Source organism: Streptomyces abyssomicinicus (assembly GCF_008974245.1).
In the GTDB taxonomy this organism is placed as follows: Bacteria; Actinomycetota; Actinomycetes; order Streptomycetales; family Streptomycetaceae; genus Streptomyces; species Streptomyces abyssomicinicus.
In genome coordinates this window covers 625,441-651,258 of the sequence record NZ_BBZI01000005.1, presented here as the reverse complement: position 1 = coordinate 651,258, position 25,818 = coordinate 625,441, and the positions used below count along the sequence as shown (strand labels likewise).

Annotated in this window: 22 protein-coding genes; 8 read left to right on the top strand and 14 right to left on the bottom strand. The window is 76.6% G+C overall.

Annotated features, from left to right (window positions below):
• The first annotated feature begins 40 nt into the window (after window positions 1-40).
• On the top strand, window positions 41-268 hold the full coding sequence (locus GBN72_RS02610) for a hypothetical protein (protein ID WP_151769978.1): 228 nt from the start codon (window positions 41-43) through the stop codon (window positions 266-268).
• 136 nt (window positions 269-404) lie between these two features.
• Window positions 405-1,115 carry a TIGR04222 domain-containing membrane protein gene (locus GBN72_RS02605; protein ID WP_151769977.1) on the top strand — a complete coding sequence of 237 codons (711 nt, stop codon included), beginning with the start codon at window positions 405-407 and terminating at the stop codon, window positions 1,113-1,115.
• A gap of 34 nt (window positions 1,116-1,149) precedes the next feature.
• Here GBN72_RS02605 and gcl read toward each other — a convergent pair whose 3' ends face one another.
• Window positions 1,150-2,934 carry a glyoxylate carboligase gene (gcl, locus tag GBN72_RS02600; RefSeq protein ID WP_151769976.1) on the bottom strand — a complete coding sequence of 595 codons (1,785 nt, stop codon included), beginning with the start codon at window positions 2,932-2,934 and terminating at the stop codon, window positions 1,150-1,152.
• A gap of 194 nt (window positions 2,935-3,128) precedes the next feature.
• Between gcl and GBN72_RS02595 the strand changes: the two genes are divergently transcribed.
• Both GBN72_RS02595 and GBN72_RS02590 read left to right on the top strand, forming a co-directional pair.
• Window positions 3,129-3,791: a hypothetical protein gene (locus tag GBN72_RS02595; RefSeq protein WP_151769975.1), complete on the top strand. Its 663-nt coding sequence runs from the start codon at window positions 3,129-3,131 to the stop codon at window positions 3,789-3,791.
• A 523-nt stretch (window positions 3,792-4,314) separates the two neighbouring features.
• Window positions 4,315-7,194, top strand: a complete 2,880-nt coding sequence (locus tag GBN72_RS02590; protein ID WP_164540329.1) for a helix-turn-helix transcriptional regulator — start codon at window positions 4,315-4,317, stop codon at window positions 7,192-7,194.
• A gap of 321 nt (window positions 7,195-7,515) precedes the next feature.
• Here the strand turns inward: GBN72_RS02590 and GBN72_RS02585 are convergent, their stop codons facing one another.
• Window positions 7,516-8,631, bottom strand: a complete 1,116-nt coding sequence (locus tag GBN72_RS02585) for a DUF2382 domain-containing protein (RefSeq protein ID WP_151769973.1) — start codon at window positions 8,629-8,631, stop codon at window positions 7,516-7,518.
• A gap of 164 nt (window positions 8,632-8,795) precedes the next feature.
• On the opposite strand from GBN72_RS02585, the gene GBN72_RS02580 reads away from it, so the two are divergent.
• Both GBN72_RS02580 and GBN72_RS02575 read left to right on the top strand, forming a co-directional pair.
• Window positions 8,796-9,731 (top strand): polysaccharide pyruvyl transferase family protein, encoded by a 936-nt coding sequence (locus GBN72_RS02580; protein ID WP_439959725.1) that lies wholly within the window; start codon window positions 8,796-8,798, stop codon window positions 9,729-9,731.
• Window positions 9,732-9,902: 171 nt separating this feature from the next.
• Window positions 9,903-10,460, top strand: coding sequence for a DUF4396 domain-containing protein (locus GBN72_RS02575; RefSeq protein WP_151769972.1), 558 nt, complete (start codon window positions 9,903-9,905; stop codon window positions 10,458-10,460).
• A gap of 9 nt (window positions 10,461-10,469) precedes the next feature.
• On the opposite strand, the gene GBN72_RS02570 is transcribed toward GBN72_RS02575, so the two are convergent.
• From GBN72_RS02570 to GBN72_RS02515, 12 genes are all read right to left on the bottom strand, one after another.
• Window positions 10,470-11,432 (bottom strand): glycosyltransferase family 2 protein, encoded by a 963-nt coding sequence (locus tag GBN72_RS02570; protein WP_151769971.1) that lies wholly within the window; start codon window positions 11,430-11,432, stop codon window positions 10,470-10,472.
• Window positions 11,429-12,319 carry a glycosyltransferase family 2 protein gene (locus tag GBN72_RS02565; RefSeq protein ID WP_246212216.1) on the bottom strand — a complete coding sequence of 297 codons (891 nt, stop codon included), beginning with the start codon at window positions 12,317-12,319 and terminating at the stop codon, window positions 11,429-11,431. Before GBN72_RS02565 ends, GBN72_RS02570 begins: the two co-directional genes overlap by 4 nt.
• On the bottom strand, window positions 12,316-13,554 hold the full coding sequence (locus GBN72_RS02560) for a glycosyltransferase family 9 protein (RefSeq protein WP_151769970.1): 1,239 nt from the start codon (window positions 13,552-13,554) through the stop codon (window positions 12,316-12,318). Before GBN72_RS02560 ends, GBN72_RS02565 begins: the two co-directional genes overlap by 4 nt.
• Window positions 13,440-14,924: a D-glycero-beta-D-manno-heptose 1-phosphate adenylyltransferase gene (gene rfaE2, locus GBN72_RS02555; protein ID WP_151769969.1), complete on the bottom strand. Its 1,485-nt coding sequence runs from the start codon at window positions 14,922-14,924 to the stop codon at window positions 13,440-13,442. Before rfaE2 ends, GBN72_RS02560 begins: the two co-directional genes overlap by 115 nt.
• Window positions 14,917-15,660: a D-sedoheptulose-7-phosphate isomerase gene (locus tag GBN72_RS02550; protein WP_151769968.1), complete on the bottom strand. Its 744-nt coding sequence runs from the start codon at window positions 15,658-15,660 to the stop codon at window positions 14,917-14,919. Before GBN72_RS02550 ends, rfaE2 begins: the two co-directional genes overlap by 8 nt.
• Window positions 15,660-16,901, bottom strand: coding sequence for a glycosyltransferase (locus GBN72_RS02545; RefSeq protein WP_151769967.1), 1,242 nt, complete (start codon window positions 16,899-16,901; stop codon window positions 15,660-15,662). The genes GBN72_RS02550 and GBN72_RS02545 overlap by 1 nt, the downstream gene beginning before the upstream one ends.
• The gene (locus GBN72_RS02540) at window positions 16,898-17,848 is read right to left on the bottom strand and encodes a glycosyltransferase (RefSeq protein ID WP_151769966.1); all 951 of its coding nucleotides are present in this window, start codon (window positions 17,846-17,848) and stop codon (window positions 16,898-16,900) included. The genes GBN72_RS02545 and GBN72_RS02540 overlap by 4 nt, the downstream gene beginning before the upstream one ends.
• A complete protein-coding gene (locus tag GBN72_RS02535) occupies window positions 17,845-18,849 on the bottom strand; it encodes a glycosyltransferase family 9 protein (RefSeq protein WP_151769965.1) in 1,005 nt (334 codons plus the stop codon). Before GBN72_RS02535 ends, GBN72_RS02540 begins: the two co-directional genes overlap by 4 nt.
• Window positions 18,846-19,451, bottom strand: a complete 606-nt coding sequence (locus GBN72_RS02530) for a D-glycero-alpha-D-manno-heptose-1,7-bisphosphate 7-phosphatase (RefSeq protein ID WP_439959724.1) — start codon at window positions 19,449-19,451, stop codon at window positions 18,846-18,848. The genes GBN72_RS02535 and GBN72_RS02530 overlap by 4 nt, the downstream gene beginning before the upstream one ends.
• Window positions 19,403-20,470, bottom strand: a complete 1,068-nt coding sequence (locus GBN72_RS02525) for a glycosyltransferase family 2 protein (protein WP_151769964.1) — start codon at window positions 20,468-20,470, stop codon at window positions 19,403-19,405. The genes GBN72_RS02530 and GBN72_RS02525 overlap by 49 nt, the downstream gene beginning before the upstream one ends.
• On the bottom strand, window positions 20,467-22,092 hold the full coding sequence (locus tag GBN72_RS02520) for a carbamoyltransferase family protein (RefSeq protein ID WP_151769963.1): 1,626 nt from the start codon (window positions 22,090-22,092) through the stop codon (window positions 20,467-20,469). The genes GBN72_RS02525 and GBN72_RS02520 overlap by 4 nt, the downstream gene beginning before the upstream one ends.
• 372 nt (window positions 22,093-22,464) lie before the next feature.
• The gene (locus GBN72_RS02515) at window positions 22,465-23,454 is read right to left on the bottom strand and encodes an NAD-dependent epimerase/dehydratase family protein (protein ID WP_151769962.1); all 990 of its coding nucleotides are present in this window, start codon (window positions 23,452-23,454) and stop codon (window positions 22,465-22,467) included.
• Between the two features lie 132 nt (window positions 23,455-23,586).
• On the opposite strand from GBN72_RS02515, the gene GBN72_RS02510 reads away from it, so the two are divergent.
• Together GBN72_RS02510 and GBN72_RS02505 are read left to right on the top strand one after the other, a co-directional pair.
• Window positions 23,587-24,009 carry an SRPBCC family protein gene (locus tag GBN72_RS02510; protein ID WP_151769961.1) on the top strand — a complete coding sequence of 141 codons (423 nt, stop codon included), beginning with the start codon at window positions 23,587-23,589 and terminating at the stop codon, window positions 24,007-24,009.
• Between the two features lie 92 nt (window positions 24,010-24,101).
• The gene (locus GBN72_RS02505; protein ID WP_164540327.1) at window positions 24,102-25,541 is read left to right on the top strand and encodes a chloride channel protein; all 1,440 of its coding nucleotides are present in this window, start codon (window positions 24,102-24,104) and stop codon (window positions 25,539-25,541) included.
• The last annotated feature ends 277 nt before the right edge of the window (window positions 25,542-25,818 follow it).

Here is a 25,818-nt window from a genome sequence, read left to right as displayed (position 1 = left end):
CCGAGGTGCGCGTCCGCCCCGTCCGCAGCAGCCTGGGGACATGAACGGACCTGACATCGTGGTGCACCCGCCGGGCCTGGACGGCTCCCGCCGGGTCACCCTGGACGACGAGCCGCTGGGCGTCGCCTCCCACCTGGACGACGTCCGCGAAATCCTCCGGCTGGCCGACCTCGACGTGGGCGACCTGGAGGGCGGAGACCGGATCGACTGGCAGGGCGGGGGTCCCGGCGAGTGGCCGGGACTGGAGGAGCACCCCAACCTCAAATGAACCTCTGAAAGCGCTCCCCTCCCTTCAACAGACTTGGTTCCAGGGCGCATTGTTGTCCGCACGGGGTCCGCCGGCACGGGGGCGGCGGACCTCGTTCCGGCCGCGGGGGAGTCGGAGTGACGGGGGAGGGAACGCCATGGGGGGACACGGCGGGGGCGGCGGGGGACGCCCGCTCGACGTGTACCGCGTCGCCGTGCTGCGCGGGGGAGACCGCGCGGCCGTGACGGTCGCGGTCGTGGCGCTGTGCAGGCGCGGCCTGGTCGAGGCGGCGGAGCCCGGGGTCCTGAGGACCACCGGCCCGCTGTCCGGCCGGGCCGCGCACCCGTTGGAGAAGGCGGTCCACGCCGCGCTGCACCGGCGGTGCACGCTGCTGGAACTGATGGCGCGGCCCAGGGTGCGGATGTGTGTCACCACGGTCCGGGCCTCGCTCACCGCCGAGGGCCTGCTGCGGCGGCGGCTCCCCGTCCCGACGCGCGCCGGACACCGGACGCTGCGGGAACTGCGCGCCGCCCACCCGCCTCCGGTCCGGGCCGCCGAACTGGCCGACGACGACAGCGCCTTGACGGCGGTGGCGCTCCACGGGGACCAGGCACTGCTGCTGGCCGAGCCGCACCTGGCCCGCGACGCCATGCTGACCGGTAAGCCGCCGACCCGCCGGGACCTGCTGGGTGAACCGCCCGACGCGCCGGGCGGACTCACCACCAGGGTGTACCGCGAACTGCACGACGGCGACGGTGGCGGCAGCGACAGCGGCGAGGGGCGCGGCCCGGACGGGGGCTCCGGCGGCCACTCCGACGGCGGTGGCCACGGCTGGGGCGGGGGCTCGAGCTGCGGAGGCGGCTACTGAGCGTCCGGCTCACGCCCGCGGGAGCAGCGCGGGATCACCCCTTCGGTGTGCGCAGCGCCGTCGGCGCGTGCCACGGCTCGGTGGCGGTCTCCTCGAACTCCACCACGGCGCCTATGTCGTTGGTGACCGACATGGAGACATCGGTCACCCGCTCGAGGATCACCTCGACCACGACCGGGACCCGGAACTCGGCCGCCAGCCGTTTCGCCTCCTCGAACGCCGGGGCCAGTCGCGTCGGTTCGGTCACCCGGATCGCCTTGCAGCCGAGCCCCTCGGCCACCTTCACGTGGTCGACGCCGTACCCGCCGAGTTCCGGCGCGTTGACGTTCTCGAACTCCAGGTTGACCTCGAAGTCCATCGCGAAGGCGCGCTGCGCCTGCCGGATGAGGCCCAGGTAGGCGTTGTTGAGCAGGACGTGGATGTAGGGGATGCGGTGCTGGGCCCCGACCGCCAGCTCCTCGATCAGGAACTGGAAGTCGTAGTCGCCGGAGAGCGCCACCACCGGCGCCGAGGAGTCGGCGCGCGCCACGCCCAGGGCGGCCGGGAGGGTCCAGCCGAGGGGGCCGGCCTGCCCGCAGTTGATCCAGTGCCGGGGCCGGTGGACGTGCAGCATCTGGGCGGCCGCGATCTGGGAGTTCCCGATGGCGGTGACGTACCGCGTCCCGGGGCCGAACGCCTTGTTCATCTCCTGGTACACCCGCTGCGGCTTCACCGGCACGTCGTCGAAGTGGGTGCGGCGCTCCATCCGGGCCCGGCGTTCCTGGACGGCCTCCGCCCAGGCCGAGCGGTCACGGAGCCCGCCCCGTTCCTTGCGCTCCCGGGCCACGGCGACGAACAGCTCCAGCGCCGCACGCGCGTCCGAGGCGATACCCAGGTCGGGGGCGAAGATCCGCCCGATCTGGGTGGGCTCCACGTCCACGTGCACGAAGGTCCGCCCGGCAGTGTAGACGTCCAGGCGCCCGGTGTGCCGGTTGGCCCAGCGGTTGCCGACGCCCAGCACGAAGTCGGACTCCAGGAAGGTGGCGTTGCCGAAGCGGTGGGAGGTCTGCAGCCCCACCATGCCGGCGTTGAGGTCGTGGTCGTCCGGCAGGGCGCCCCACCCCATCAGCGTCGGCACCACCGGCACCCCGGTCAACTCGGCGAACTCGCGCAGCGGTTCGCAGGCGTCGGCGCCGACGACACCGCCCCCGGCGACGATCAGCGGGCGCTCGGCGGCGTCCAGCAGGGTGAACGCCTTCTCGATCTGGGCCCGGGAGGCCACCGGGCGGTGGACCGGCAGCGGCTGGTAGACGTCCGGGTCCCACGCGATCTCGGCGAGCTGGACGTCCACCGGCAGGTCGATGAGCACGGGCCCGGGGCGGCCCGAGCGCATCACGTGGAACGCCTGCTGGAAGACTCCCGGCACCTGGGCGGCCTCCAGGACGGTAACCGCCCACTTGGTGACCGGACGGGCGACGGAGGCGATGTCGACCGCCTGGAAGTCCTCCTTGTGGAGCACCGTGGTCGGCGCCTGCCCCGTGACGCAGAGGATCGGGACCGAGTCCGCCCACGCCGAGTACAGGCCGGTGATCATGTCGGTGCCGGCGGGTCCCGAAGTGCCCACGCAGAGACCGATGTTGCCGCTCACGGCCCGGGTGTATCCCTCGGCCATGTGCGAGGCGCCCTCCACGTGGCGGGCCAGGGTATGGCGGACGGCGCCCGAGGCCCGCATCGCCGCGTAGAACGGGTTGATCGCCGCGCCCGGCACGCCGAACGCCTCGGTGACGCCTTCCCTGACCAGGATCTCGACTGCCGCGCGGGCAGCGGTCGTACGGGCCATCGCGCACCTCCCTGTCGGGCCGTTCCCGGTGCCGGGGACGTCGGGAACGGACGACCTCTTTCCGGGATGCGGAAAACTTCTTCTGTTATACGGAATCAGCGTAGAAGCGGAGTCGAAAGGGCGTCAAGAGACGGACAAACGGCCCCGGTCGGGAGCACCATGGGAGTCCGACCGCATCACGTCCTGGAGTGGCCATGTCCGAAAAGGTTCCGGTGTGTTGCCCGGCCTGCCGGCGCGAGCACGTCTACCGGGTACCGGCGTTCCCCTGCGCCTGCGGCACTCCCGTGGCCCCTGCGCTGGACGTCTCGGGCGAACCGGTCCAGCTGACCCGTCGGGTCTGGCACGAGAGCTGGGTGACCGTGCACTGCCCCCGGTGCTCCCTGCCCACGCAGTGGCCGTGGCCGGAACTGGGCTGCCCCTGCGGTGTGGTGCTGCGGCTCCCGGTGCTGACCGCGGAGGGCGCCACCGGTCCGTCGGCGGGCCGGCCGGCCTTCCAGCCGGTGACCATCCGCACGCCGCTGGACGCGGTCTCGGCGGCGGCGCTGTACCTGCGGTGGCTGGGCCATCCGGACGTGCGCCGCGCCGACCAGCGGCCGCCGTCCGGCATCGCCCTGTCGGCCCGCGGCCTGATCGCCCACGTCGACCCGGGCACCGAGCCCTCGTCGGCGCGTGCGGTGGAGTGCCTGTGGCTGACCGCGATGACCGAGTCGGCGCGCGGTGTCCACTTCTCGCTGGCCGGGTACGACCCGCCCGCCCTGGAGCGCGCCGGGCAGCTGGAGATCCCGCTCTTCCTCCTCGACCGCACGGGCACGCCGCAGGCCGTCAACGAGGCCGCGGACACCCTGGCCGAGGGGTGACCTCCCCGCCCGGGGAGTTACGGCCGGCGGTTTCGCGCGCGGCCCCGCCGACCCGGGCGGGGCCGCGCGCGCTGCCGCGCGTCAGCGGCGCGTCGCTCCACCGGGCATTGCTCCGCCAGGCGTCGCTGCACGGGGCGTCGCTGCACGGGGCGTCACCGCACGGGGGGTCACCGCACGGCGCGTCACCCCACGGCGCGTCACCGCACGGGGCGTCCGCCACGGCCGCCACCACGCCCGGCCGCGACGCACGGGGAGCCGCCGCCCGGTACCCGGCGGCCGGTGCGACGGTGTGGTTCCGGCCACCGCCCGCCGCGGGACGGACCGGCCGCCGGGCCCGGCACCGGGCCCCTCCCCCGGCCCGCCGCCCGGAAGCGGTATTCGGCCCGGGTGCGCCCTTTCCTTTTCCCGGATTTCAATTACGCTCCGGACGCCCGGCGTTGTGGGAGAGGCCCCGCCCGCAAGCCGTCCGATTCCCGGGAGCCGATGCTTACCATTGGCCAGGACACGACATTCGAGGGGAGCGGTGACCGTGCCACACGACCTCCAGGACCCAGCCGACCACCGCTCCGGCCTGACGAACGAGCAGGTCATCGGCCAGGAGGAGTTGTTCGCCGCGGCCCGGCGACGACTCGACCGCGGCGGCGGGGTGCTGCTCCACGGACCGGCCGGAATCGGCAAATCGACGGTCGTGAGGGCACTGGCAGCGGAATATGCCGGAAAGTCGCGGACGGTGCTGCGCTGTTCGGCGACCGAGTCGGAATCCCATCTCCCCTTCCTGGCCATCGCCGATCTCCTCGGCCCCGTCCTGGACCGGGTCGCCGACCGTCTGCCGGCCGCCCAGCGCACGGCGCTGGAGGCCGCGCTCACCGGGCACGGTGAGACGGTGCTGCAGCCGGACGGGCACCACGGCCTGGCCCTGCGGCTGGCCGTGCTGGCGGCCTTCCGGGCCCTGGCCGCCGAAGGGCCGGTGCTGGTGGTCGCGGACGACCTCCAGTGGCTGGACCGGGCCAGCACCGAGCTCCTCGGGTTCGCCGCCCGGCGGATCAACGGCAGCCGGGTGCGGATGCTCTGCGCGCTGCGCACCGACAGCCCCGACGGGCTGGACGTCGGCACCTGCCTGCGCGGTCTGCCGCACGACTCCGAGGCGCTGCGGGTCGGCCCGCTGGAGCGCGGGCAGATCTCCGCGCTGCTCACCCGCCGCGGGCACCGGTCGCTGCCCCGTTCCACCGTGCGGGCCATCGGCGCGGCCAGCGACGGCAACCCGATGTTCGCGCTGGAACTCGGCCGCGCGCTGGCCGAGAGCCCGACGGCGCCCCGGCCGGGCGAGCCGCTGCCGGTCCCGACCTCGCTGAGCGCGCTCCTGCTCGGCCGGCTGGACCGGCTTCCGGCCGAGACCCGCCGGACCCTGCTGGTCGCCGCCGCGGGCGCCCGCCCCACCCTGGCCCTGCTGCACGCCGCCGGGCGGCCTGACGCCGAGGCGGACGTCGAGCGCGCCTGCGCGCTCGGCGTGCTGGTCGCCGACCCGGAGAACCGCACCGTGCGGTTCACCCACCCGCTGGTGCCGTCCGCGCTCTACGCGGCGGCCGACGGCCCGGAGCGGCGGGCCGTCCACGCGGCGCTCTCCCGGGCGGCCTTCGACCCCATCGAACGCGCCCGGCACCTCGCCCTCGCCACCGCGGGCGCCGACCCCGAGGTCGCGGCCCGGCTCTCCGAGGCGGCCGGACTCGCCCGCGACCGCGGGGCCCCCTCGGTCGCGGCCGCCCTGGGCCTGCTGGCGGCGCGGCACGCGCCGCGGACGTCACCGAGCTCCCCGGGCGCCCACTCCCCCGACGCACACCGGCTGCGCGCCGCCGAGGACGCGCTGACCGCCGGTGAGACCGACCTGGCCCGCGACATCGCCCACGACGTGCTGCGCCGGGCCACCGAGGCGGCCGACCGGGTGCGTGCCTGGATGGTGGTGATCGACTCGGCCGGCCAGGCGATGGCGGAGGTGGACGCCGTCCTCCCGCAGGCCCTCGCCGACGCCGGGGACGACCCGCGCCTGCTGGGCCTGGTGCACCATCAGCTGGCCTGGCAGGCCCTGCTGGTGGAGGGGGACAGCGGCCGCGCCCACCAGGAGGCGGCGCGCGCCGCGCGGCTGGCCGCCGCGGGGCAGGACCGCCGGACCGAACTGCTCGCGCTCGCCTTCCAGGCCCACATGGAGGTGCTGCGCGGCCATCCCGACGCCCCCGCCACGATCGCGCGCGCCCTCGAGGCCCCCCAGGACGAGGCGGTGGCCTGCGACCCCAACGGGGCCGGGGCGGTGCACTGCCGCTGGATGCTGATGGGCGACCGGCTGGACGAGGCGCGGTCCACCGTGACCGCCCTGCTCCGCGGCGCGCGGCGGCGCGGCATGGTCGAGGCCGAGGTGCAGTACCTGCGGCTGCTCGCCGAGACGGAGCTGCGCTCCGGGCACTGCGGGCGGGCCCTCGACCTGGCCCGTGAAACCCTGCGGCTGGCCCGCGACACCGGGATCGGCGAGGCCGCGGCGGGGGCGCTCGCCGCACTGGCGGAGGCCGCCGGCGGCGACCCGGCGCGCGCCGGGGAGCTGGCCGAGGAGGCGGTGCGCGCGGCGGAGCGCGACGGCGACCAGATCTTCCTGGCCCGGGCCCTGGCCGCGCTCGGCCAGGTGCGGCTGGCCTCGGGCGACCCGGCGGACGCGGTCCGGGTGCTGCGCCGGGTGCGGGCGCTGGAGGCGGGGGTCGGCATGGACGACCCGGCCGGCAGCCGCTGGCACGGCGACCTGGCGGAGGCCCTGGTGCGCACCGGGGAGACGGGTGAGGCGCGGCGGCTGGTGGAGGAGACCCGGGTCCGCGCGGCCCGGCTGGGCCGGGAGGGCGTGCTGGCGGTCCTGGACCGCGCGGAGGCGTTCGCGCTGGCCGCGGAGGGCGATCCGGACGGGGCGGAGTACCTGCTGGGGCGGTCCCGGGACCGGCTGGCCGGGCTCGGGCGACGGCTCTCGGAGGGACGCACCCTGCTGGCCCGGGCCGAGCTGCTGTCCCGCGACGGACGCAACGCGGCGGGCGCGCTGGAGGAGGCGGCACGGCTGTTCCGGCGGTGCCGGGCGCTGCCGTGGCTGCGGCGGGTGGAGGCCGTGGCGCACGCGGCTCCCGCGCCCGTCTCCGGCCCGGCCGCCGCCGCGGGGCCCGGCCGGGCCGGGGCGGCGGCGCTGGAGGGGCTCGCGGCGATGGAACGGCAGGTGGCCGGCCTGGTCATGGAGGGGGCGACCAACCGGGAGATCGCGGGGCGGCTGTTCGTGAGCGTGAAGACGGTGGAGGCGACCCTCACGCGGGTCTACCGGAAGCTGGGCATCCGCTCCCGTATCGACATCGTCCGCCTCACCGCGGGCCACGCGGGCGGCTGACCTGCCTCCGGAGGCACCCGGGCGCACCCGGCACGCGTCGCCCCGGCACGGCCCGGGACGGACGGCCCGGGACGGCGACGCGGGACGGCGGCCCGGGACGGGACTGCGACACGGGCGAGGGGCCTGTGGCTCCGCGCGCGTGGACGGGGCGGGCCGAGGGAGGGAAAACCCTCGGTCCGCCCCGCAGGGCAGTCCCTCATGTGCGCCGGGTGGGCATCCTCCTAGGCTGACCTTGACCCCGACAACGGGCCGAAGACCGGGGGGCGTTGCGGACGACCACGAGCGACCCGCAGCGCCCCCCGTCCAGCTGTGGAAGGGCTGTCACCTTCCTCCCTTGCGGTGCTTGCCGCGGCCTCCGCCCTCGCCGCCGAGACCGCCGGCGTCCACGCCGGGTGAGGGCGAGGACGAGGCGTCCGTGCCCGTGGACGACTCGAAGCCCTCCGTCTCGATCCGCTCCCTGCGGACACGGCCGGTGACGGTCTTGTTCTGGACACGCTCCTCCGTGGTGAGCCGGACCCGCTCGACCGGGACCACCTCGGTCTCCACCACGGGCCGTTCGGAGTGGAGCGTCACCTCGTACTCCGCCTCCTTCAGCGGCTCGCCGGAGAGCGCCGAGGAACGGTTGGCGTCGGTGATCGGCTCGCGGACGACGCGGACCTCCTCGTACCGCAGCGGAACGCTCTGCTGCACCTCTTCCGTGTCGACGTACTTGTGCAGCCTGGCCCGGCCGCTCTCCTGACGCTCGACGCGTACGTGCATGCGCTCCTCGGAGCGCGTCATCGCGTTCTCGGCCGTCTCCTGGCCGACGTCCCCTGCGGCGCCGGACCGGGTTCGGGACTCGAAGCCCTTGCCGCGCGCCTCGGTGCCGGAGCTGCGGCCCTCCGCGCCGGTACCGCCCGCGTAGGCCCGGCCGGTGTCGTCGGCCTCCCCGGCCTTGCGCCCGCGTGCGGACGACGCCTTGCCGGCGATGCCTCCGGCCACACCCCCGGCCGCCCCCGCGGCCCCGGCCGCACCGGCCGCGCCGGCCGTCCCCGCGTCCTTGCCGCTCCGGCCGGACGTCGAGGCCTGGCCCTGACCCTGGCCCTGGCCCTGGCCGGTGGACTCCTCCCACGCCTGGTCCCACTGGACGCCGTAGTACTCGTACAGGCGGTGCTCCTCCTCGCGGGAGAGGTGACCGCCGCTGTCGACCACGACGTCGGGGGCGTCCTTGACCTTGTCCTTGGTGTACGGCACCTCGAGGTGGTCCTCCACCACCGAGGCGTCGCGGATCGGGACGAACGTCTCACCGCCGCCGAAGAGGCCGGTCTTGACGCTCACCCACTCCGGGCGGCCGGTCGCGTCGTCGAGGAAGACGTGCTTGGCCTCGCCGATCTTCGTGCCCGTGCCGTCGTACACCGGATGGTCGAGGACAGCGGGGATCTGGTCTCGGGTGATCATTTCATCACCCTCCTTCCACACTCGGCTCGCCCCAACGGGTAGACACGGACAAAACCAATGAAACGGTCTTTTGCCTCGGATCTCAGCCGATTCTCCGCGTATCCGGCGGATCGTCCGGCCGTAGGGCGCTTGACCTGCGGCGGGGCGGGGACTCGTCCGGCATTGTGCGTACGACCGACGACGCCGCGCACGGGCTCCCGCCGGGCGGGGGCCCGGTACGGCGGATCCTGGTGACCGGGTGGTTCAGCTTCCTGCACGGGGAGGCCACCGCCGGGGACGTGCTGGCGCTCGACCGCGTCCGCGAGGTGCTGGACGGGGCCGGGCTGCCCTACGACGTGGCCTGGAGCCCCGGCTTCCGGCCGGGGGACCTCTCCCTCGAGCAGGCCGATCCGGCCTCCTACTCCCACCTCGTCTTCACGTGCGGGCCGGTGCACGGGTGGCAGATCGAGCGGCTCCACCAGCGGTTCGCGGACTGCGTGCGGATCGCGGTGGGGGTGTCGGTGGTCGACCCCGCGTCGGCCGCGGCGCGCGGTTTCCACCGGGTGCTGGCTCGGGACGCCGCGGGGGCGGCGGCCCCCGACCTGGCGGCCCGAGCCCCGGCCGGGCGGGCCGTGCCGGTGGTGGGGGTGATCCTCACCCACGGTCAGCACGAGTACGCCGGGCGGCGGCTGCACGACGCGGTGGCCGCGGCGGTCACCGGATGGCTCGCGGAGGTGGACTGCGCGCGGCTGGAGCTGGAGACGCGGCTGGACACCCGCGACTGGCGGCGGGCAGCGACGGCGGGACAGCTGGAGGCGGTGCTGCGGCGGCTGGACGCGGTGGTGACGGACCGGCTGCACGGGCTGGTGCTCGGGCTGCGGTCCGGGGTGCCGGTGGTGGCGGTGGACCCGGTCGCCGGAGGGGCGAAGGTGTCGGCGCAGGGGCGGGTGTGGGGGTGGCCCGCGGTCGTGCCCGGGGAGCACGTGTGCCCCACGGCGCTGGAGCGATGGCTGCGCTGGTGCCTCTCGACGGAGGGCCGGGACACCGCGGCGGCCGTCGCCCGCACGGCTCCACGGGACCCCGCCGACGCACTGCTGGGCGCGCTGCACCACGAGGGGTGAGGCGAGGGGCGCCGTACGCCCGCGGCCGGAGCCGCCCCCGGTGCCCCACGGGCCTTCCCGCATGGCCGGACGCCACTCCCGGAATACCCCCAGGGGGTATATGGTTCAGGGGTGCGGGGGCCGCGGCCGGTCCCTCCCGAGAGCCGCCTGACAGTGATGGGGAGAACCGTCATGGAGCACAGCACGGATCACACCGGTGACGCGCACGGCCACGGGCACGACCACGGTCAGGAGCAGGGGCACGGGCACCACCACGGCCACGGCCACGTCCACGGCGGCCGTCCGGCCGGGTCGGGGGCGTCGTGGGCCATGGCCGCGAAGGCGACGCTGCACTGCCTGACCGGCTGCGCCGTCGGCGAGATCCTCGGCATGGTGATCGGCACCGCGCTGATGTGGGGCAACGTCCCGACGATGGTGCTGGCGATCGCGCTGGCCTTCGTCTTCGGCTACTCCTTCACCCTGTTCGCGGTCCGCCGGGCCGGGCTCGGCCTGAGGGCCGCGGTCAAGGTGGCGCTGGCCGCCGACACCGTCTCGATCGCGGTCATGGAGCTGGTCGACAACGGGATCATCGCGCTGGTCCCCGGGGCGATGGACGCCCACCTGTCCGACGGCCTGTTCTGGTCGGCGCTGCTGGGCGGCTTCGCGGTCGCGTTCCTGGTGACCACCCCGGTCAACAAGTGGATGATCGGCCGCGGCAGGGGGCACGCCGTCGTCCACGGCTTCCACTGACGGCTCCCCTCACCCCGTGTACCGCCGGGCGGTCGAGGCGCGTTGCGACGCCTCCAGAAGTGCCAGGCGGGACTCCACCGCCGCCGGCAGCACCCGCCGTTCGCGCAGCACCCACGGCAGCCCCGCCGCCGCGAGGGCGAAGCCGCGCAGCGACGCCGTGTCCCGGGGCACGCTCCGCGCCAGGTGCAGGGTGCGCCGCAGCGCCGCGCGGGCCGGGCGCCGCAGCCAGGTGAACCACAGGGTGTTGCGGATGCCGTGGGTGCGCCGCAGGGTGGAGTCCCGTGCCGTGGAGGCCTGGTGGTGGATGGTGAGGGAGTCCGCGTACACCAGCCACCAGCCGGCCGCGGCGAGGTCCGCGGCGAGCAGCTCCTCCTCCCCGCCGAGCCAGAGCCGGGGGGAGAACCCGCCCGCCGCCCGGAACGCATCGGCGCGCAGCACCGTCGCCGCCGCGAGGAACGAACCGAGCGCGGGCCCGGGCAGCCAGGCGGGACCGGGAACGGGCGAGTCGCGCAGTTCGCCGACGATGGGGTCCTCGGTCCCGCCCGGTTCCACCAGGATGCGCGCCGTCACCGCGCCGACCGCCGGGAAGCGGTCGAGGAGATCGGCGGCCCCGCTCAGCGAGCCGGCCTCCCACCAGGTGTCGTCGTCGCAGAAGGCGACGTAGGGGGTGGTGACGTGGCGCACCGCCAGGTTGCGGCCGACCGCGCCGAGATTGCGGCCGGGGCGCAGCAGCCGCACCCCGGGGTGGTGGCGGGCGACCGCGGCGGCGGTGCCGTCGGCCGAGGCGTTGTCGGTGACGATCACCCGCGGCCGTTCCGGCAGGGCGGCAAGCCGGTCGAGGGTGCGCAGGAGTTCGTCGCGCCGGTCGTGCGTGATGATCACGACGGTGACACGCGGGTCGGGGCCGGGTGGTGCGGGGCCCGCGGGGCCGGGCGGTGCGGGGCCGGGCGGTCCCGGCGGTCCGGGGTTCACGCGGGGTCTCCCTCCAGCAGCCGGGCGGCGCGTTCGACGTGCGGGGGCAGCGGTGCGCGGGCCCGCAGGGCGCCGGGGAGCCGGAGCAGTGCCTCGCGCAGGGCGCGCCGGGCGGGGCCGTCCCGCCGTGCTTCGGCGGCGAGTGCGCCGGTGCGGGCCAGGGCGAGCGGCAGGGGGCGGCGCAGCCAGGCGGTCAGTACCTCGTTGCGGCGCTGGAGGGCGTTGCGGTGGGGGCGGGGCGCGGCGGCGGGGTGGTGGTGGGCGACCACGTCGGGGCAGTAGGTCACGCCCCAGCCGCGCGCCGCGAGGTCGTAGGCGAGCAGCGTCTCCTCCGCCCCGAAGAAGAGGACGCGGTGGTAGCCGCCGGCGTCCAGGTAGGCCGCCCTGCGGGCGACGGCGGCGCAGCCGAGGAAGCCGAGCACCTGGGTGCCGGGCAGGTCGGCGACCCGGCCCAGCGGGGAGGTGGCGAGCACCTCGTTCATGGGGTCCTCGGTCCCCTCGGGGCCGACCAGGGTGCGGGCGGCGATCAGGCCGAGCCGGGGGTGGGCCTCCAGGTGCCGCACGGCGGCGGTGAGCGCGCCGGGCGCCCACCAGGAGTCGTCGTCGCTGAACGCCACGTAGGGCGTGCCGAGCAGGCGTACCCCGTCGGTGCGGGCGGTCGCGCCCTGGTTCTCGGCCAGGGCGACCACCCTGACCTCGGGGTGGTCGCGGTCGATCATCTCCCGGGTGCCGTCGCGGGAGGCGTTGTCGACCACCACCACCGGGGGCCGCTCGGGCAGTTCGCGCAGGCGGCGCAGGGTGTGGGCCAGGCTGTCCCGGCGGTCGCGGGTGGCGATCACCACGCCGACGGCGGAGCCGGGGGGTACGGGCGGGGGCCGGCCGTTCACGGCGTTCCGGTGGTGAGGGTCGGGCCCGTCGCACCGGGCGGCGCCGCCGGACCGGGCGCTCCCGCTCCCGCCGGCTGCGCCGCCGCGTCGGGGCCGGGCGCTCCTGACCGTTCGGGTGCTCCGCACGGCTCGGGCGCTCCTGACCGCTCCGGCGCCGGGGCCGGGTGGTCGGGCGCGGCATCCGGGTCGGGAAGCCGGTCGAAGGCGGCGAGGACGTCGGCGGCGGTGAGCCGCAGCAGGGCCGGGTCGGGGCGGCGGGCGTGCGGGTCGCCGGGCGGGCCTGGGTGCCAGAGGACCTGGTGGCGGGGGTGCGCGGGGGGTCCCCAGCGGCTGGGCGGGGTGGGTCCGAAGAGGGAGACGGACGGGGTGGCGTGGGCGGAGGCGAGGTGGGAGAGCCCGGTGTCGCCGCTGATCACGGCGCGGGCCCCGGCGACCAGGGCGGACAGCAGCTCGAAGGGCGGGCCGCCGCCGAACCGGTCGGCGCCGGGCAGTGCGGCGCGGTCGGCGACGGCGGCCACCAGGGCGTCCTCTCCCGGGCCACCGGTGACCACCACCCGGTGACCGCGCTCCCGCAGCGCGGCGGCGACGGCGGCGAACCGGTCGGCGGGCCAGCAGCGGGCCGGGGAGCCCGCGCCGGGGTGCAGGACGACGGCGCCGGGTGCCGGGGAGGCGGTGTGCGGGCGGGGCAGCCGGAGGTCGGCCGGGTCGGTGTCGAGGCCGTACCAGGCGAGCAGGCGGCACCAGCGGTCGCGTTCGTGCTCCTGCGCGTACCACGGGGGGCCGTCGATCGCCGGGGTGTCCGGGTGGGCGAAGGCGAGGAGACGGCCGGGGCGGAGCGCGGCGAGGAGGCCGTGGCTGAGCGGGCCGTTGCCGTGCAGGTCGACGGCGAGGTCGGGCGGGGGCCCGGTCCAGTCGAGGGCCGCGGGCACGGCCCGGCCGGGCGCGGAGGCCGGCAGCAGGCGGTCCACGGCGCCCGACGCGTCGGCCACGGCGGCGAGCGGGGCGGGCGCGGCCAGGACGATCTCGGCGTCCGGGTGGGCGCGGCGCAGGGCGCGCAGGGCGGGGACGCCGGCGAGCAGGTCGCCCAGGCCGAGCGCGCGCAGCACCAGGACGCGGCGGGTCACCGGGGGCCTCCGGGCTCGCGCGCGGCGGCCACCGCGGCGGCTGCCCGGGCGGCGAGGCGGGTGGAGGAGCGGCCGTCCAGATAGGGCAGCAGGACCGCCTGGCCTCCCCATTCCTCCAGCAGCGCCGCCTCCGGCAGGTCGGCGCCCGCGTAGTCGCCGCCCTTGACCCACACGTCGGGGCGCAGCCGGGCGAGGAGCCTCTCGGGGGTGTCCTCGTCGAAGACCGCGACGGCGTCGACACAGGTCAGCGCCTTGAGGACGCGGATCCGGTCGGCCAGGGGGTTGACCGGACGGCCGTCGCCCTTGCGGCGGCGGACGGAGGTGTCGGAGTTGACGCAGACGACCAGGCAGTCGCCGAGGCGGCGGGCCTCCTCGAGCAGGCCGACGTGGCCGGCGTGCAGGAGGTCGAAGCAGCCGCCGGCCGCCACCACGGTCCCTCCGGCGGCGCGGACCTTCTCCGCGAGGGTCCCGGGGTCCTCCGCGTCGAGGCCGGCGGGGAGCGCCTTGCGGGGGTCGCGGAGGCGGGCGTGCCCGCGGGGCGACGGGCGGTCCGCGGCCCCGGCCGCCGGTGCGCAGCCGATCGCCGCCGCCTCGCCCGCCGGTTCGAAGCCGATCGCCCCGGCGGCGCCCGCGGCGACGAACTCGGTGGCGGAGGCGACGGCCCGGGCCACCGCCTCCTCGACGAGCGCGCCGTCGGCCAGGCGTCCGGCGGCGGTGGCGGCGAACCGGTCGCCGGCGCCGCAGGGGTCGCCGGGATGGGCGCCGGGGGCGGGGAAGAGCAGCGGGTTGTCGCCGTAGGAGAGCAGGGCGCCGCGCGCGCCGAGGGTGACGACGACGGCGGCGGCGTGCCAGGAGCGGACCAGCGCGGCGGCGCCCCGGGACACGGTTCGCAGGTCGTCGCCCGGGCCGCTCCCGGCGAACAGGCGGGCCTCCTTCTCGGCGGGTGTGACCAGCCGCGTGCCCGGGACGGGGGCGGCGCCGCGCGGGTGCGGGTCCCACACCTCGGGGGGCCGCCCGGCCAGCACGTCGCGCAGCGCGTCGGCGGCGCCGCGGCCGTAGTCGGAGACCAGCACGGCGTGCGCCGAGCGGATCGCCTCGCGGGCCTCCTCGGTGGCGCCGGCGGCGCGGCCGTCGCCCCGGTCGACGCGGGCCACGGGCCGGTGCCGGGCGAGCAGCCGGGTCTTCTCCGGCAGCGGGCCGGTGACCGGCAGGGCGATGACCCGTACCCGTGGTTCCAGCAGTGCGCGCAGTTCCCGGGCGGCGGCGTCGTCGCCGAGGCCGGTGACCAGCGTGACGGGGTGGCCGTCCCGGGCGGCGAGGTACGCGGCGAGCGCGGCGCCGCCGGGGCGCAGCCGTTCCAGGCAGTCGGCGACCACCGGCACGGGCGCGTCGGGCGCCAGCCGGTCGGCGGTTCCGGTGAGGTCGCGGTCGAGCAGCGCGTCGCCGACCACGACCAGCGGGGCGGGGAGCCTCTCACTCATGCCGGCGGCCTCCTCTCGGCAGGTCGTCGGGGGCGCGCCGGATCAGCCCGGCCTGCAGGGCGTGCGGTCCGCCTCCGGCGCCGCGGGCCGTCGCGGGCGGTGCCGCGGCGGCGCGGGCGGCCTCCTCGGTGCGGCGGCGTCCCTTGGTCCCCCAGCCGCGTTCCAGGGCTGCGTCGAACGCCTCGCAGACCATGTGGACGGCGACCAGGTGGAGTTCCTGCACGGTGGCGTTGGAGGCGGCGTCGACCGCCAGCACCTCGTCGGCGGCGGCGGCCAGCGGGTTGGGTGCCGGGCCGGTGAGCGCCCACACGTGCAGGCCGGACTCCCGGGCGGCCTCGGCCGCGGCCAGGAGGTTGGCGCTGGCGCCGCTGGTGGAGAGGAGCATCAGGATGTCGTCGGAGCGTCCGTGGGCGCGGACCTGGCGGGCGAACACCTCGTCGATGCCGTAGTCGTTGGCGATGGCGGTGGTGCTCGAGGTGTCGGCGTGCAGGGCGATCGCGGAGAACGGCGGCCGGTCGTCGCGGTAGCGGCCGACGAGTTCGGCGGTGAGGTGCTGTGCCTGGGCGGCGCTGCCGCCGTTGCCGGCGGCGAGCAGGCGGCCCCCGCCCGTGAGCACGGCGGCGAGGAGTTCGCCCCAGCGGTCGACGGTGTGCGGGGCCCGGGCCCGGAACTCGCCCAGGGCCTGGTCGAGGGCGTCGCAGTGGCCGCCCGAGGCGGAAACCGGTCGCTTGTCCATCACGCCACCTCCGAGGAAGAGAGTTCGCGGCCCGCCGCCACCTGGCGGTAGACCTCTTCGACGCCGTCCGCGACGCGCCGCCAGGTGAAGCGGTCCAGTACGCGGGCCCGGCCGGCGGCTCCGTAGGCGCGGCGCAGGGCGTCGTCGCCGAGCAGTTCCCGGGCGGCCCGGGCCAGCGGCCCGGGGTCGTCCGGCGGGACCAGCCGTCCGGTGGTCCGGTCGGCGACGCTGTCGCGGTGCCCGCCGACGTCGGTGGCGAGCACCGGGACGGCGCAGGCCATCGCCTCCAGCGGGACGATGCCGAACGGTTCGTAGGAGGGGGTGCACAGCACCAGGTCGGCGCTGCGCATGAGGGCGGGCATCCGGTCGCGGGAGACCGCGCCGAGCATCCGGACGCGGTCGGCGACGCCCAGTTCCTCGGCGAGGGCGAGCAGCCGGGCCGCCTCCGGCACGGCGTCGGCGAGTTCCTGGTCGTTCTCGGTGCGGCAGGCGAACGGGCCGCCCACGAGGAGGAGTTCGGTGTCGGGCACCTCGGCGAGCGCCTGGATCGCCCGGTCGTATCCCTTGCGCGGCACGAGGCGGCCGCAGGCCAGCAGCCGGTGCCGGTGGCGGCGTGCGGGCGCTCCGGCGAGGCCGGGGCCGGGCCGGAACTCGGACGTGTCGACCCCGCAGGGCACCACCGAGACCCGGTCACCGGGCACGCCCATGGCGGCGAGTTCGGCCACCTCGTCGGAGCAGGTGGCGATCACCCGGTCGCAGCCGCGGCCCAGTTGGCGTTCGAGGGCGACGCGCTGGACGGGGCTGGTGTCCAGGGCGCCCTGGTGGCGGCGCTTGACGGTGCCGAGGGCGTGGAAGGTCTGCACGACGGGGATGCCGTGCGGGCGGGCGCCGTCGCGGGCGGCGAGTCCGGACATCCAGAAGTGGGCGTGTGCCGCGCCGGGCCGCTCGCGCGCCCACACCCGGTCCAGGTGCTCGCCGAACTCCGGCATGTGGGCGAGGAGTTCGTCCTTGGGGATCGGCTCGGCGGGACCGGCGGCCACGTGTTCGACGACGGTGCCGGCGGGCATCCTCACCCGGTCGGGCAGGTCGGGGTCGTCGCGGCGGGTGTGGACGGTGACGTCGTGGCCGCGCCGGGCCAACTCCTCGGAGAGGCGGGCCACGTACACGTTCTGGCCGCCGGCGTCGGGTCCGCCGAGGGCGGCGAGCGGGCTGGCGTGCTCGGACACCATGGCGATCCTCATCGGGTCACCTCCTTCAGCAGCCGCTCCCAGTCGTCGAGGAAGCGGGGCAGCCCGTAGCGGGCGAGCGCCGCCGCCCGGGCCCGTGTGCCGACGGCCCGGGCGTGGTCCGGGTCGGCGGTGAACTCCCGCACGGCGTCGGTCAGTACGTCGAGGCGGTTGGAGACGACACCGGCGCCGGCGGGCACCGCCTCGGTGACCTCGGTGGTGGCGAGGGCGACGACCGGCATCCCCAGGTGCATGGCCTCCAGCAGGGACAGCCCCAGGGAGGTCCAGCGGACCGGGTGCACGTAGACGCGGCGCCTGGCCATCTCGGCGTGCAGGTCGCGCTGGACGAGTTCGTGGTCGCGGCAGCGGGCGGGGTCGATGCCGAGGGCGTCGGCGGTGCCGCGGGTGCCCATGCCGAACACGTCGAGCGGTGCGGCGTGGGCGAAGTGCGCCAGGAGGTCGGTGCCGGTGGTGCGTCCGCGACGCAGCGGCTCGTTGACGACGACGGCGGCGCGCGGCAGTTCGCCGGTCCACAGCGGGCCGGGGTCGACGATGCCGTGCTCGATCACCGTCGTGGGCGTGGAACCGGCGTCCCACATCAGGCGGTTGAAGTGGGTGACGTGCACCAGGGTGACGCCGGGGAGGCCGGCGGCCGGGTGCCGGGTGTCGGGCACGTCGCCGTCGGGGGCGTTGTGCTCCAGGTAGACCATGGGCGGGCGGCGGCCCAGCCACCGGTCCACCAGCGCCGCCTCGTGCGGCCGTTGCAGGACGACCAGGTCGATCTCCGCCTCGCGCAGCCGCTCCGGGGGCAGTTCGACCACGGAGCCGGGCCAGTCGAAGGTCCGCGCGCGGCCGAGGCCGTCCGGTCCGCGGTCGGGGGTGACGGGTACGACGTAGGTGTGCGGGCCCTGGACGAACGCGGTCGTCCAGGAGCCGTGCACGTGCCAGATCAGGATCCTCATCGGGACACCATCACTTTCTCCACCGCGGTGAGGACGTCGAGCGCGGTCACCGTGTCCAGGCACGGGTGGCCGGGGACCGGGCAGGTACGGGCCCTGCTGCCGGCGCAGGGCGCCTCCTGGTCGCCGAGCAGGACGTGCGGGACGCCCCAGGGGCGCCAGCGTCCGGCCGGCACCACGGGGGCGAAGAGGGACACCACGGGCGTGCCGACGGCGGCCGCGAGGTGGGCCGGGCCGGTGTTGCCGGTGACCACGGCCCGGGCCCGGGAGAGCACGCCGGCCAGGGTCGCCGCGTCGGTGCGGCCGCCGAGGTCCAGGCCGTGCGGTCCGGCGACCCGCGCGGTCAGCCGGCGCTCTCCGGGGCCGCCGGTGACCAGCACCCGGTGTCCGGCGGCGGCGAGTTCGCGCACCGCCTCGGCGCAGCGGCCGGGGCTCCAGGCGCGGGCGGGGACGCTGGCCCCGGGGTGCAGGACGACGTAGGGCTCGGGTCCGGTGAGGGCGCTGGTGTCGGGAGGCGGCAGCACGGCGAGGCGCCCGTCGTCGTCCTCGGCGGGCGGGAACCCGGCGGCCGCGGCCAGGTCGAGGGCGGCCTCCGCCTCGTGGGCGTGGGCGGCGCGGCGGTGGCGGAGGTCGAGCAGCGCCCCGGGGTAGTCCTCGCTGTCGGCGGCGATCCGCGGGACGCGGGCCATCCGCAGCAGCAGGGCGGTGGGCAGCGGCGACTGGTGGAACGACGTGAGGACGAGGGCGTCGTCCGCGCCGAAGGCGGCGATCCGGCCGGTGACCCGTGCGACGTCGTCCGGGTCGACCGGCGGCGGCTCCGGGCCGACCCAGGGCGCGTCCCAGACGATGACCCGGTCGACGCCGGGCAGCAGCCGGGCGGCGGGCTCGCCGCGCGGGCCGCAGAGCAGGGCGACCTCGTCGGCGTGCCGGGCGACGGCGCGCACGGCGGGCCCGGCGAGCAGCACGTCGCCGAAGCTGTCGAGCCGGACCACCAGCGCTCTCATGCCGGACTCCCCGCCTCGACCGTCTGCCCGGCGCAGTCGAGGTAGGCGACCACCAGCCGCACCGCGGCCGTCAGGTCGGGGGCGACGGCCGGGGCGGCGTCGATCTCCTCGGCGCGGGTGACCGGCGTCGGCACCAGCACGGCGCGCGCCCCGGCGCGCAGGGCGGCGTCCACGTCGGCGCCGATGTCGCCGATCACCACGCAGCGGCCGACGGGGACGCCGAGCCGCCGCGCCGCGGCCTCCACGAGGCCGGGGGCGGGTTTGCGGCAGCCGCAGCCGTCCCCGGGGCCGTGCGGGCAGATCTCCCAGACGTCGAACGGCCCGAGCAGTTCCTCCACGCGGGCGTTGACGGCGTCGACCTGGGCGCGGGTGAGCAGGCCGCGGGCGATGCCGGACTGGTTGCTGACCACGCCCACGGCCACCCCGCGCTCCCGGAGCATGGCCAGGGCCTCGGCGGCGCCGGGCATCGGGCGGACCCGACGGGGGTCGCCGTTGTAGGGGACGTCCTCCACAAGGGTGCCGTCGCGGTCGAACAGGACGGCCGGCACGGCGTTCACGGGCCGACCACCTCCTGCCAGGGCCGGGCCTCGCGGTGGAGCCACAGGCCGGTCAGCCAGTGGCGGGTGGCGGCGGGCGGGATGAGGACGCTGGTGGCCAGCATGGTGACGACCTCGTGGCGGGTGCGGGGCCCGGGGGCGATGCGCGCCCAGGCGAACTCGGCGGTGCCCAGGGTCCAGCCGAGCGCGGCGAGCGCGGCGGCCCGGCGGCGTCCGGCGGCGGCGAGCAGGCACGCCGCCGTGCCGGACGCGGTGACCGCCATGTGGCGGCGGATGCGTCCGCGCGGGGCGGCGGCCTGCTTCCACCAGCCGGGGCCGTGCAGGCGCAGCATGAGCGCGTCGTCGGCGTTGCCGCGCTGCTGACGCAGCGAGACCCACCGGTCGGCGGGCCGCACCGGGTGCCGGGCGGTGCGGCGGCCCCGGCGGATCCGCCAGCCGGCGTCCAGGACGCGCAGGGCGAGGTCGGAGTCCTCCCGGAAGGCGCGCGGGAAGCGCTCGTCGAACCCGCCGACCTGCTTGAGCGCCTCGCCGCGGTAGACCATGTCGGCGGTGATCCACAGCGCCTGGGCGAGCCCCGCGGTGGCGCGTTCCCAGTCGGTGGGGCGGCGCTCACCGGGCAGCGGCACGGCGATCACGCCCTGGACGGCGCCGGTGTCGGGCGCGGCGGTGGTGAGGTCCTCGGTGAGCTGGTCGCACCAGTGCGGGCCGACCTGGACGTCGTCGTCGAGGAAGGCGATCCACGGGGCGGCCACCGCCTGGGCGCCGGTGTTGCGGGCGGCGGCCGGTCCCCTGCCGCCGCCGCGCAGCACGGTGGTGCGCCCGCGCAGGTCGCCGAGGACGGACAGCGGGTGCCGCAGCGGTCCGTCGTCCTCGTTGTCCGGGGTGGGACGGTCGTCGACCAGGACGATCTCGGCGGGCTTGGGGCCGTGGGAGGCGGCCAGCGAGGCCAGGCAGTCGGCGAGGGTGTCGCGGACCAGGGTGGGGATCACCACCGCGTAGCCGCTCCCGGCGGGGGTCGCGTCCGCGGCTCCGTGCGGGCCGGACGTCTCCGCGGGGCCCGTCATGCGAACATCCTTGCGCGCCGGACCGCGAACGGGCCGATGGCCAGCAGGTCGACGGGGGCGGAGCCGAAGCACTCCAGGGCCTCGCGCGGGTCGTCGACCATGGGCCGGCCGGCCGTGTTGAGGCTGGTGTTGACCACCACGGGGAGGCCGGTGCGCCGTTCGAAGGCGTGCAGCATCCGGGCGACCAGCGGTTCGCGGCGCTCCTCGACGGTCTGGACGCGGGCGGTGCCGTCGACGTGGACGACCGCCGGGATGCGGTCCCGCCAGGCGTCGGCGACCTGGTGCACGAAGAGCATGTACGGGCTGGGGAGCCGCCCGGTGAAGATCTCGGCGGCCCGGTCGGCGACGACCATCGGGGCGACCGGGCGGAACTCCTCACGTCCCTTGACCTTGTTGAGGCGGTCCAGGTTCTCCGCGCGTCCGGGGTGGGCCAGCAGGGACCGGTGGCCGAGCGCGCGCGGGCCGTACTCGCTGCGGCCCTGGAACCAGGCGACGACGCCGTCCCGGGCCAGTTCCTCGGCGACCGTCTCGGCGATGTCCTCGGGCTCCTCGAAGGGGACGGCCGCCTCCTGGAGGACGGCGCGCAGTTCGTCGTCGGACCAGCCGCGGCCGAGGTCGGCGCCGGGCATCGGCTCGGGACGGTCGCTCAGGTGGAGGGCGCCGCCGAGCGCGGTCCCGGCGTCGCCGGCCGCGGGCTGCACCCAGACGTCGCGGAACGGGCCCAGGGCGGCGATCTTCGCGTTGGCCACGCAGTTGAGGGCGACGCCGCCGGCCAGGGTGAGCGAATCGCCGCCGGCGGCGGTGTGCAGCCAGTGGACCAGTTCCAGCAGGACCTCCTCCAGCACGGCCTGGGCGCTGGCGGCGAGGTCGGCGTGGTCCTGGGTCCACGGCTCGTGGCTGCCGCGCGGCGGGGCGTGGGCCGCCCAGTCGACGCCGTGCGCGCGGAACCCTCCGTCGTCGGTGGCGTGGACGTGCTCGCGCAGCTGCCCGAGGAAGCGGGGCCTTCCGTAGGAGGCGAGCGCCATCACCTTGAACTCGTCGCTGCTGCGCAGGAACCCGAGGTGTGCGGTGAGTTCCTCGTAGAGCAGGCCGAGGGAGTGCGGCAGCGCCTGGGTGGCCAGGGTGTCGAGCTTGCCCTCGGTGTAACGGCCGGCCAGGTGCGAGGTGCATTCGCCGCGGCCGTCCAGGACCAGGACGGCGCTGTCCGGGAACGGCGAGGCGGGTCCGGCGGAGGCGGCGTGCGCGACGTGGTGCGGGACGAAGACGACCCGGTCGGGGTCGAGGCCGGGCAGCGCCTCGGCGAGGAACTCCGGCGCGCGGCGCGCGTACTCCAGGCGCAGCGGGTCCCAGGGGTCGAAGAGGCCCATCCGGTCGGCCGGCCGCGCCAGCCGGGGGTCGAACGAGTAGGCGACCGCGTCGAGTTCCTCCGGGCGTACGCCGGCGTGCTCCAGGCACCAGCGGGCCGACAGCTCGGGGAGTTCCCAGGCGGAGAAGGGCACCGGGCGCTTGCCGTGCTTGCGTCGGCTGAAGCGTTCCTCCTCGGCAGCGGCGACCGTGCGGCCGTCGACCACCAGGGCGGCGGCGGGGTCGTGGAAGAGGGCGTTGATGCCAAGGATGCGCATGGTGGTGCTCCGTCCCGGACGTGCGGGTCTGGGTCTGGCCACCGGGTCCGCGGTGGGTCTCCGGCTGCTCCGGCTGGGTCCTGCGGTCGGTTCTCGGCGGTCCGCGCCGCTCCTCGCGGCGCGGGTGGGCGGGTGCCGTATCGGCGGAGCGCGAAACCCGGGCCGGGTGACTGTCACCCGCTTGCCGCGCCCGGCGCGCGGGCGGCGGGCGAGGGTGCTGCGGACGCTGCTCGAGGGGTCCCGCGGGGCTTCTGCGGGGGGGCCTGCGGGGGCCGGCACGCGGGGGCCCGCGAGGGCTGGCACGCGGGGTCCCGCGGGAGCCCGCCGGTGGGGTTCCGCAAGGCCTACCCGCGCGCCGGGCGGTCGGCGGCGTCAGGCTGCCTGTGCGGTGCGGGAGAACCAGCCGATGGTCTCGGTGAGCCCGTCGGTCCAGCCGGTCCGCGGCTGCCAGCCGAGGCGTTCGCGGGCCAGCGTGGTGTCGGGACGGCGCCTGCCGGGGTCGTCCACCGGGCGGTCGACGAACCGGATCCGCGAGCCGGAGCCGGTCAGTTCGATCACCCGGCGGGCCAGCTCCAGCATGGTGATCTCCTCCGAGCCGCCGATGTTGACCGGCCCGGCCTCGCCGGACTGCGCCAGGGCGAGCACGCCCTCGACGGTGTCGTCCACGTAGCACAGGGAGCGGGTCTGGCCGCCGTCCCCGGCCACCGTGAGCGGCATGCCGTCCAGTGCCTGGGAGATGAAGGTGGGCACCGCGCGCCCGTCGCCGGTGCGCATCCGCGGCCCGTAGGTGTTGAAGATCCGCACGATCGCGGCGTCGGTCCTGTTCACCTGGCGGTGGGCGGTGGTCAGCGCCTCGGCGAACCGCTTGGACTCGTCGTAGACGCTGCGCGGCCCGATCGGGTTGACGTTGCCCCAGTAGCCCTCGCGCTGCGGGTGCTCCAGCGGGTCGCCGTACACCTCGGAGGTCGACGCGAGGACGAACCGCGCCTCGTCGACGCCCGCCCGCTCCAGGGCGTGGCGGGTGCCGGTGGAACCGACGTCCAGGGTCTGCAACGGCAGCCGGAGGTAGTCGGCGGGCGAGGCGGGGCAGGCGAAGTGCAGCACCAGGTCGAACCGGCCGGGCAGGTCGGCCAGCGTCCCCGGCCCGGTGACGTCGCCCGGGACGAAGGTGAAGCCGGGGTCCTGCTCGAGGTCAAGGACGTTGGCCCGGGAACCGGTGCAGAGGTTGTCCACGCAGACGACCTCGGTGCCCTCCGACACGAGGCGGGCACAGAGATGGGACCCGACGAAGCCGGCGCCGCCGGTGACCAGGGCGCGTCGCCAGGGGCGTCGGGGTCGGCCGAACCAGTTGGGGCGGCTCATACGCCTCTCCTTCCTCTCGCCTGGGGCGGGGAACTGCCGGGCGCGAGTACCCGGGCCTGGCGGGACATGCGCGAGGCTCACCCGTCCGGGTGAATGCGAGAGCTCCGGGGCGGAGTTCCCTACGATCGGCGGATGGCCGAATTCCTGATCGAGCGCACGGTGCCGCTGTCCCTGGACGAGGCGTGGCGGCGGGTGACGGACTGGCCCCGCCACGGGCAGGTGGTCCCGTTCACCCGGGTGACGGCGGACGGCCGTCGGGTGCGGGCCCGCACGGGAGTGGGGCCGGTCGGCTTCCTCGACCTGATGGAGATCACCGTCTGGTCCCCGCCCGGGGACGGTGACGCGGGCGGGGTCTGCCGCCTGGAGAAGCGGGGCCGGGTGGTGCTCGGCTGGGCCGAGCTGGAGGTCCGGCCGGGTCCCGGCGGCCGCGCCCGCGTCCTGTGGCGCGAGGACGTGCGGCTCCGGTTCCTCCCGTCCTTCCTGGACGGGGCGGTCCGGTTCGCGGGCCGGTACGTGTTCGGCCGGGCCCTGAACCGCCTGCTGCGCCGGGCGTGACCCCGCCGGGCTGACGGAGCGTGCGGGGCGGGCCCGCTCCGCGTTAACTGGTCCGGACGCCCCCTCACCCCGGCGACCCGCCCGAGGAGAACGTGAGCACTCCCCCGGACTCCGGCCCCGCCCCGGCTCCGCCACCGGCCCCGACCGCCGCGCGAACCGCCGAGGCCGCCCTGCGGCAGACCCTGCTGAGCCGGGGTTACCTGCGTCTGCTCCTGCTGTCCGCGCTGCTCGGCGTGCCGGTGGCCCTCGCCTGCTTCTTCTTCGTCGCGCTCCAGCACGAACTCCAGCACTGGGTGTGGCAGTCGCTGCCCGAGGCGCTCGGGCACACCGGGCCGCCCTGGTGGTGGCCGCTGCCGGCGCTGCTGCTGGCGGGACTGGTCCTGGCGCCCATCCTGACCCGGATGCCGGGCCGTGGCGGGCACCTGCCGGTGCACGGGCTCGGTGCTCCTCCCGTCGGACCGGTGGAGCTGCCCGGCGTCGTCCTGGCCGCGCTGCTCACCCTCCCGCTGGGCGTGGTCCTCGGGCCGGAGGCCCCGCTGATGGCGGTCGGCAGCGGGCTGGCACTGCTCTCCACCCGCCTGCGCAAGGGCCCGCCCGACCCCAAGGCCGACGCGGTGGTGGCCACCACCGGCTCCACGGCGGCCATCTCCACCATCCTCGGCGGGCCGATCACGGCCGCGGTGATGGTCGTCGAGGCGGCCGGTGTCGGCGGCGCACGGCTGGTGGCCCTCCTGCTGCCGTGCCTGACCGCGTGCGCCACGGGAGCGCTGGTCTTCACCGGTTTCGGTCACTGGACGGGCCTTTCGGTGGGCGCCCTGACGCTGCCGTCGTCCCTGCCGAGGAGCGATCCGGACGCGGGCGACTTCCTGTGGGGTCTGCCGCTGGCCGCGCTGATCGCCGTGCTGATCACCCTCGCACGTCGTCTGGGCCGCCGTACCGCCGCCTGGACCGCCACCCGCACGGCGTGGCGGGTGATCGCCTGCGCCTCGGCGGTGGGCGTCTGCCTCGCCGCGTACGCCCTGGTCACGGGCCGCTCACCCGCCGAGGCCGCCCTCTCCGGGCAGGCCACCCTCGCCCAGCTCGCCGGTGATCCGCACGCCTGGCCGGTCGCGGCGCTCGTGGCGCTGGTGGCCTTCAAGGGGCTGGCGTGGGGCATCAGCCTCGGCAGCCTGCGCGGCGGGCCCATCTTCCCCTCCGTCCTGCTGGGCGCGAGCGCCGCGCTGGCCTGCTCCGGGCTGCCGGGTCTCGGCACGACGCCGGCGCTGGCGCTGGGCATGGCCGCGGCCACCACCTCGGTCACCGGGCTCCCGCTGACCAGTTCGGTGCTCGCGGTGCTGCTGCTGGGGCGTGCGGCGCACGACCAGATGCCGCTGATCGTGCTGGCGTCGGTGGTGGCCGTGGTCGTCACCCAGGCCCTCTCCCGCGCCGGCCGCGACGCCCCCGAAGCCGGCCCCGGCCACCCGGCCGGCCCGAGCGCCGGCGGCCCGGAGAGCCCGGGCGGGTCGGGCGGGTCGAGCCCCCCGGGGGCCTGATGGCCCGGGTAACCCGGGAGGCAGCGACCCGGGGCCCTGGAACCATGACCTGCATGGTGAGGCCGACGAGTCGCCGGCGCCGGTCGCGCTCCCGTTCGAGCCAAGCGGTGATAAACCAGGAACATCACCCCTGCCGGCCCAGCCGGTACCGGGAGTGCCTCCCCACCCGTCTGACCACCCCGGCACGCCACGCGCGCGACACGCTCCGCGACCCGGACCGGCCACGACCACAGCTCCGCGCCCCGCCCACGCCCGCACCGGGAGGGTGGCCGTCCCG

What these genes read in the sequence shown, in the direction of transcription:
- GBN72_RS02610 (WP_151769978.1), top strand. Translation starts at nt 41, where the DNA reads ATGAACGGACCTGACATCGTGGTGCACCCGCCGGGCCTGGACGGCTCC.
- GBN72_RS02605 (WP_151769977.1), top strand. Translation starts at nt 405, where the DNA reads ATGGGGGGACACGGCGGGGGCGGCGGGGGACGCCCGCTCGACGTGTAC.
- gcl (WP_151769976.1), bottom strand. Translation starts at nt 2,934, where the DNA reads ATGGCCCGTACGACCGCTGCCCGCGCGGCAGTCGAGATCCTGGTCAGG.
- GBN72_RS02595 (WP_151769975.1), top strand. Translation starts at nt 3,129, where the DNA reads ATGTCCGAAAAGGTTCCGGTGTGTTGCCCGGCCTGCCGGCGCGAGCAC.
- GBN72_RS02585 (WP_151769973.1), bottom strand. Translation starts at nt 8,631, where the DNA reads ATGATCACCCGAGACCAGATCCCCGCTGTCCTCGACCATCCGGTGTAC.
- GBN72_RS02575 (WP_151769972.1), top strand. Translation starts at nt 9,903, where the DNA reads ATGGAGCACAGCACGGATCACACCGGTGACGCGCACGGCCACGGGCAC.
- GBN72_RS02560 (WP_151769970.1), bottom strand. Translation starts at nt 13,554, where the DNA reads ATGGGGAGGCCAGGCGGTCCTGCTGCCCTATCTGGACGGCCGCTCCTC.
- rfaE2 (WP_151769969.1), bottom strand. Translation starts at nt 14,924, where the DNA reads ATGAGTGAGAGGCTCCCCGCCCCGCTGGTCGTGGTCGGCGACGCGCTG.
- GBN72_RS02550 (WP_151769968.1), bottom strand. Translation starts at nt 15,660, where the DNA reads ATGGACAAGCGACCGGTTTCCGCCTCGGGCGGCCACTGCGACGCCCTC.
- GBN72_RS02545 (WP_151769967.1), bottom strand. Translation starts at nt 16,901, where the DNA reads ATGAGGATCGCCATGGTGTCCGAGCACGCCAGCCCGCTCGCCGCCCTC.
- GBN72_RS02540 (WP_151769966.1), bottom strand. Translation starts at nt 17,848, where the DNA reads ATGAGGATCCTGATCTGGCACGTGCACGGCTCCTGGACGACCGCGTTC.
- GBN72_RS02535 (WP_151769965.1), bottom strand. Translation starts at nt 18,849, where the DNA reads ATGAGAGCGCTGGTGGTCCGGCTCGACAGCTTCGGCGACGTGCTGCTC.
- GBN72_RS02525 (WP_151769964.1), bottom strand. Translation starts at nt 20,470, where the DNA reads ATGACGGGCCCCGCGGAGACGTCCGGCCCGCACGGAGCCGCGGACGCG.
- GBN72_RS02520 (WP_151769963.1), bottom strand. Translation starts at nt 22,092, where the DNA reads ATGCGCATCCTTGGCATCAACGCCCTCTTCCACGACCCCGCCGCCGCC.
- GBN72_RS02515 (WP_151769962.1), bottom strand. Translation starts at nt 23,454, where the DNA reads ATGAGCCGCCCCAACTGGTTCGGCCGACCCCGACGCCCCTGGCGACGC.
- GBN72_RS02510 (WP_151769961.1), top strand. Translation starts at nt 23,587, where the DNA reads ATGGCCGAATTCCTGATCGAGCGCACGGTGCCGCTGTCCCTGGACGAG.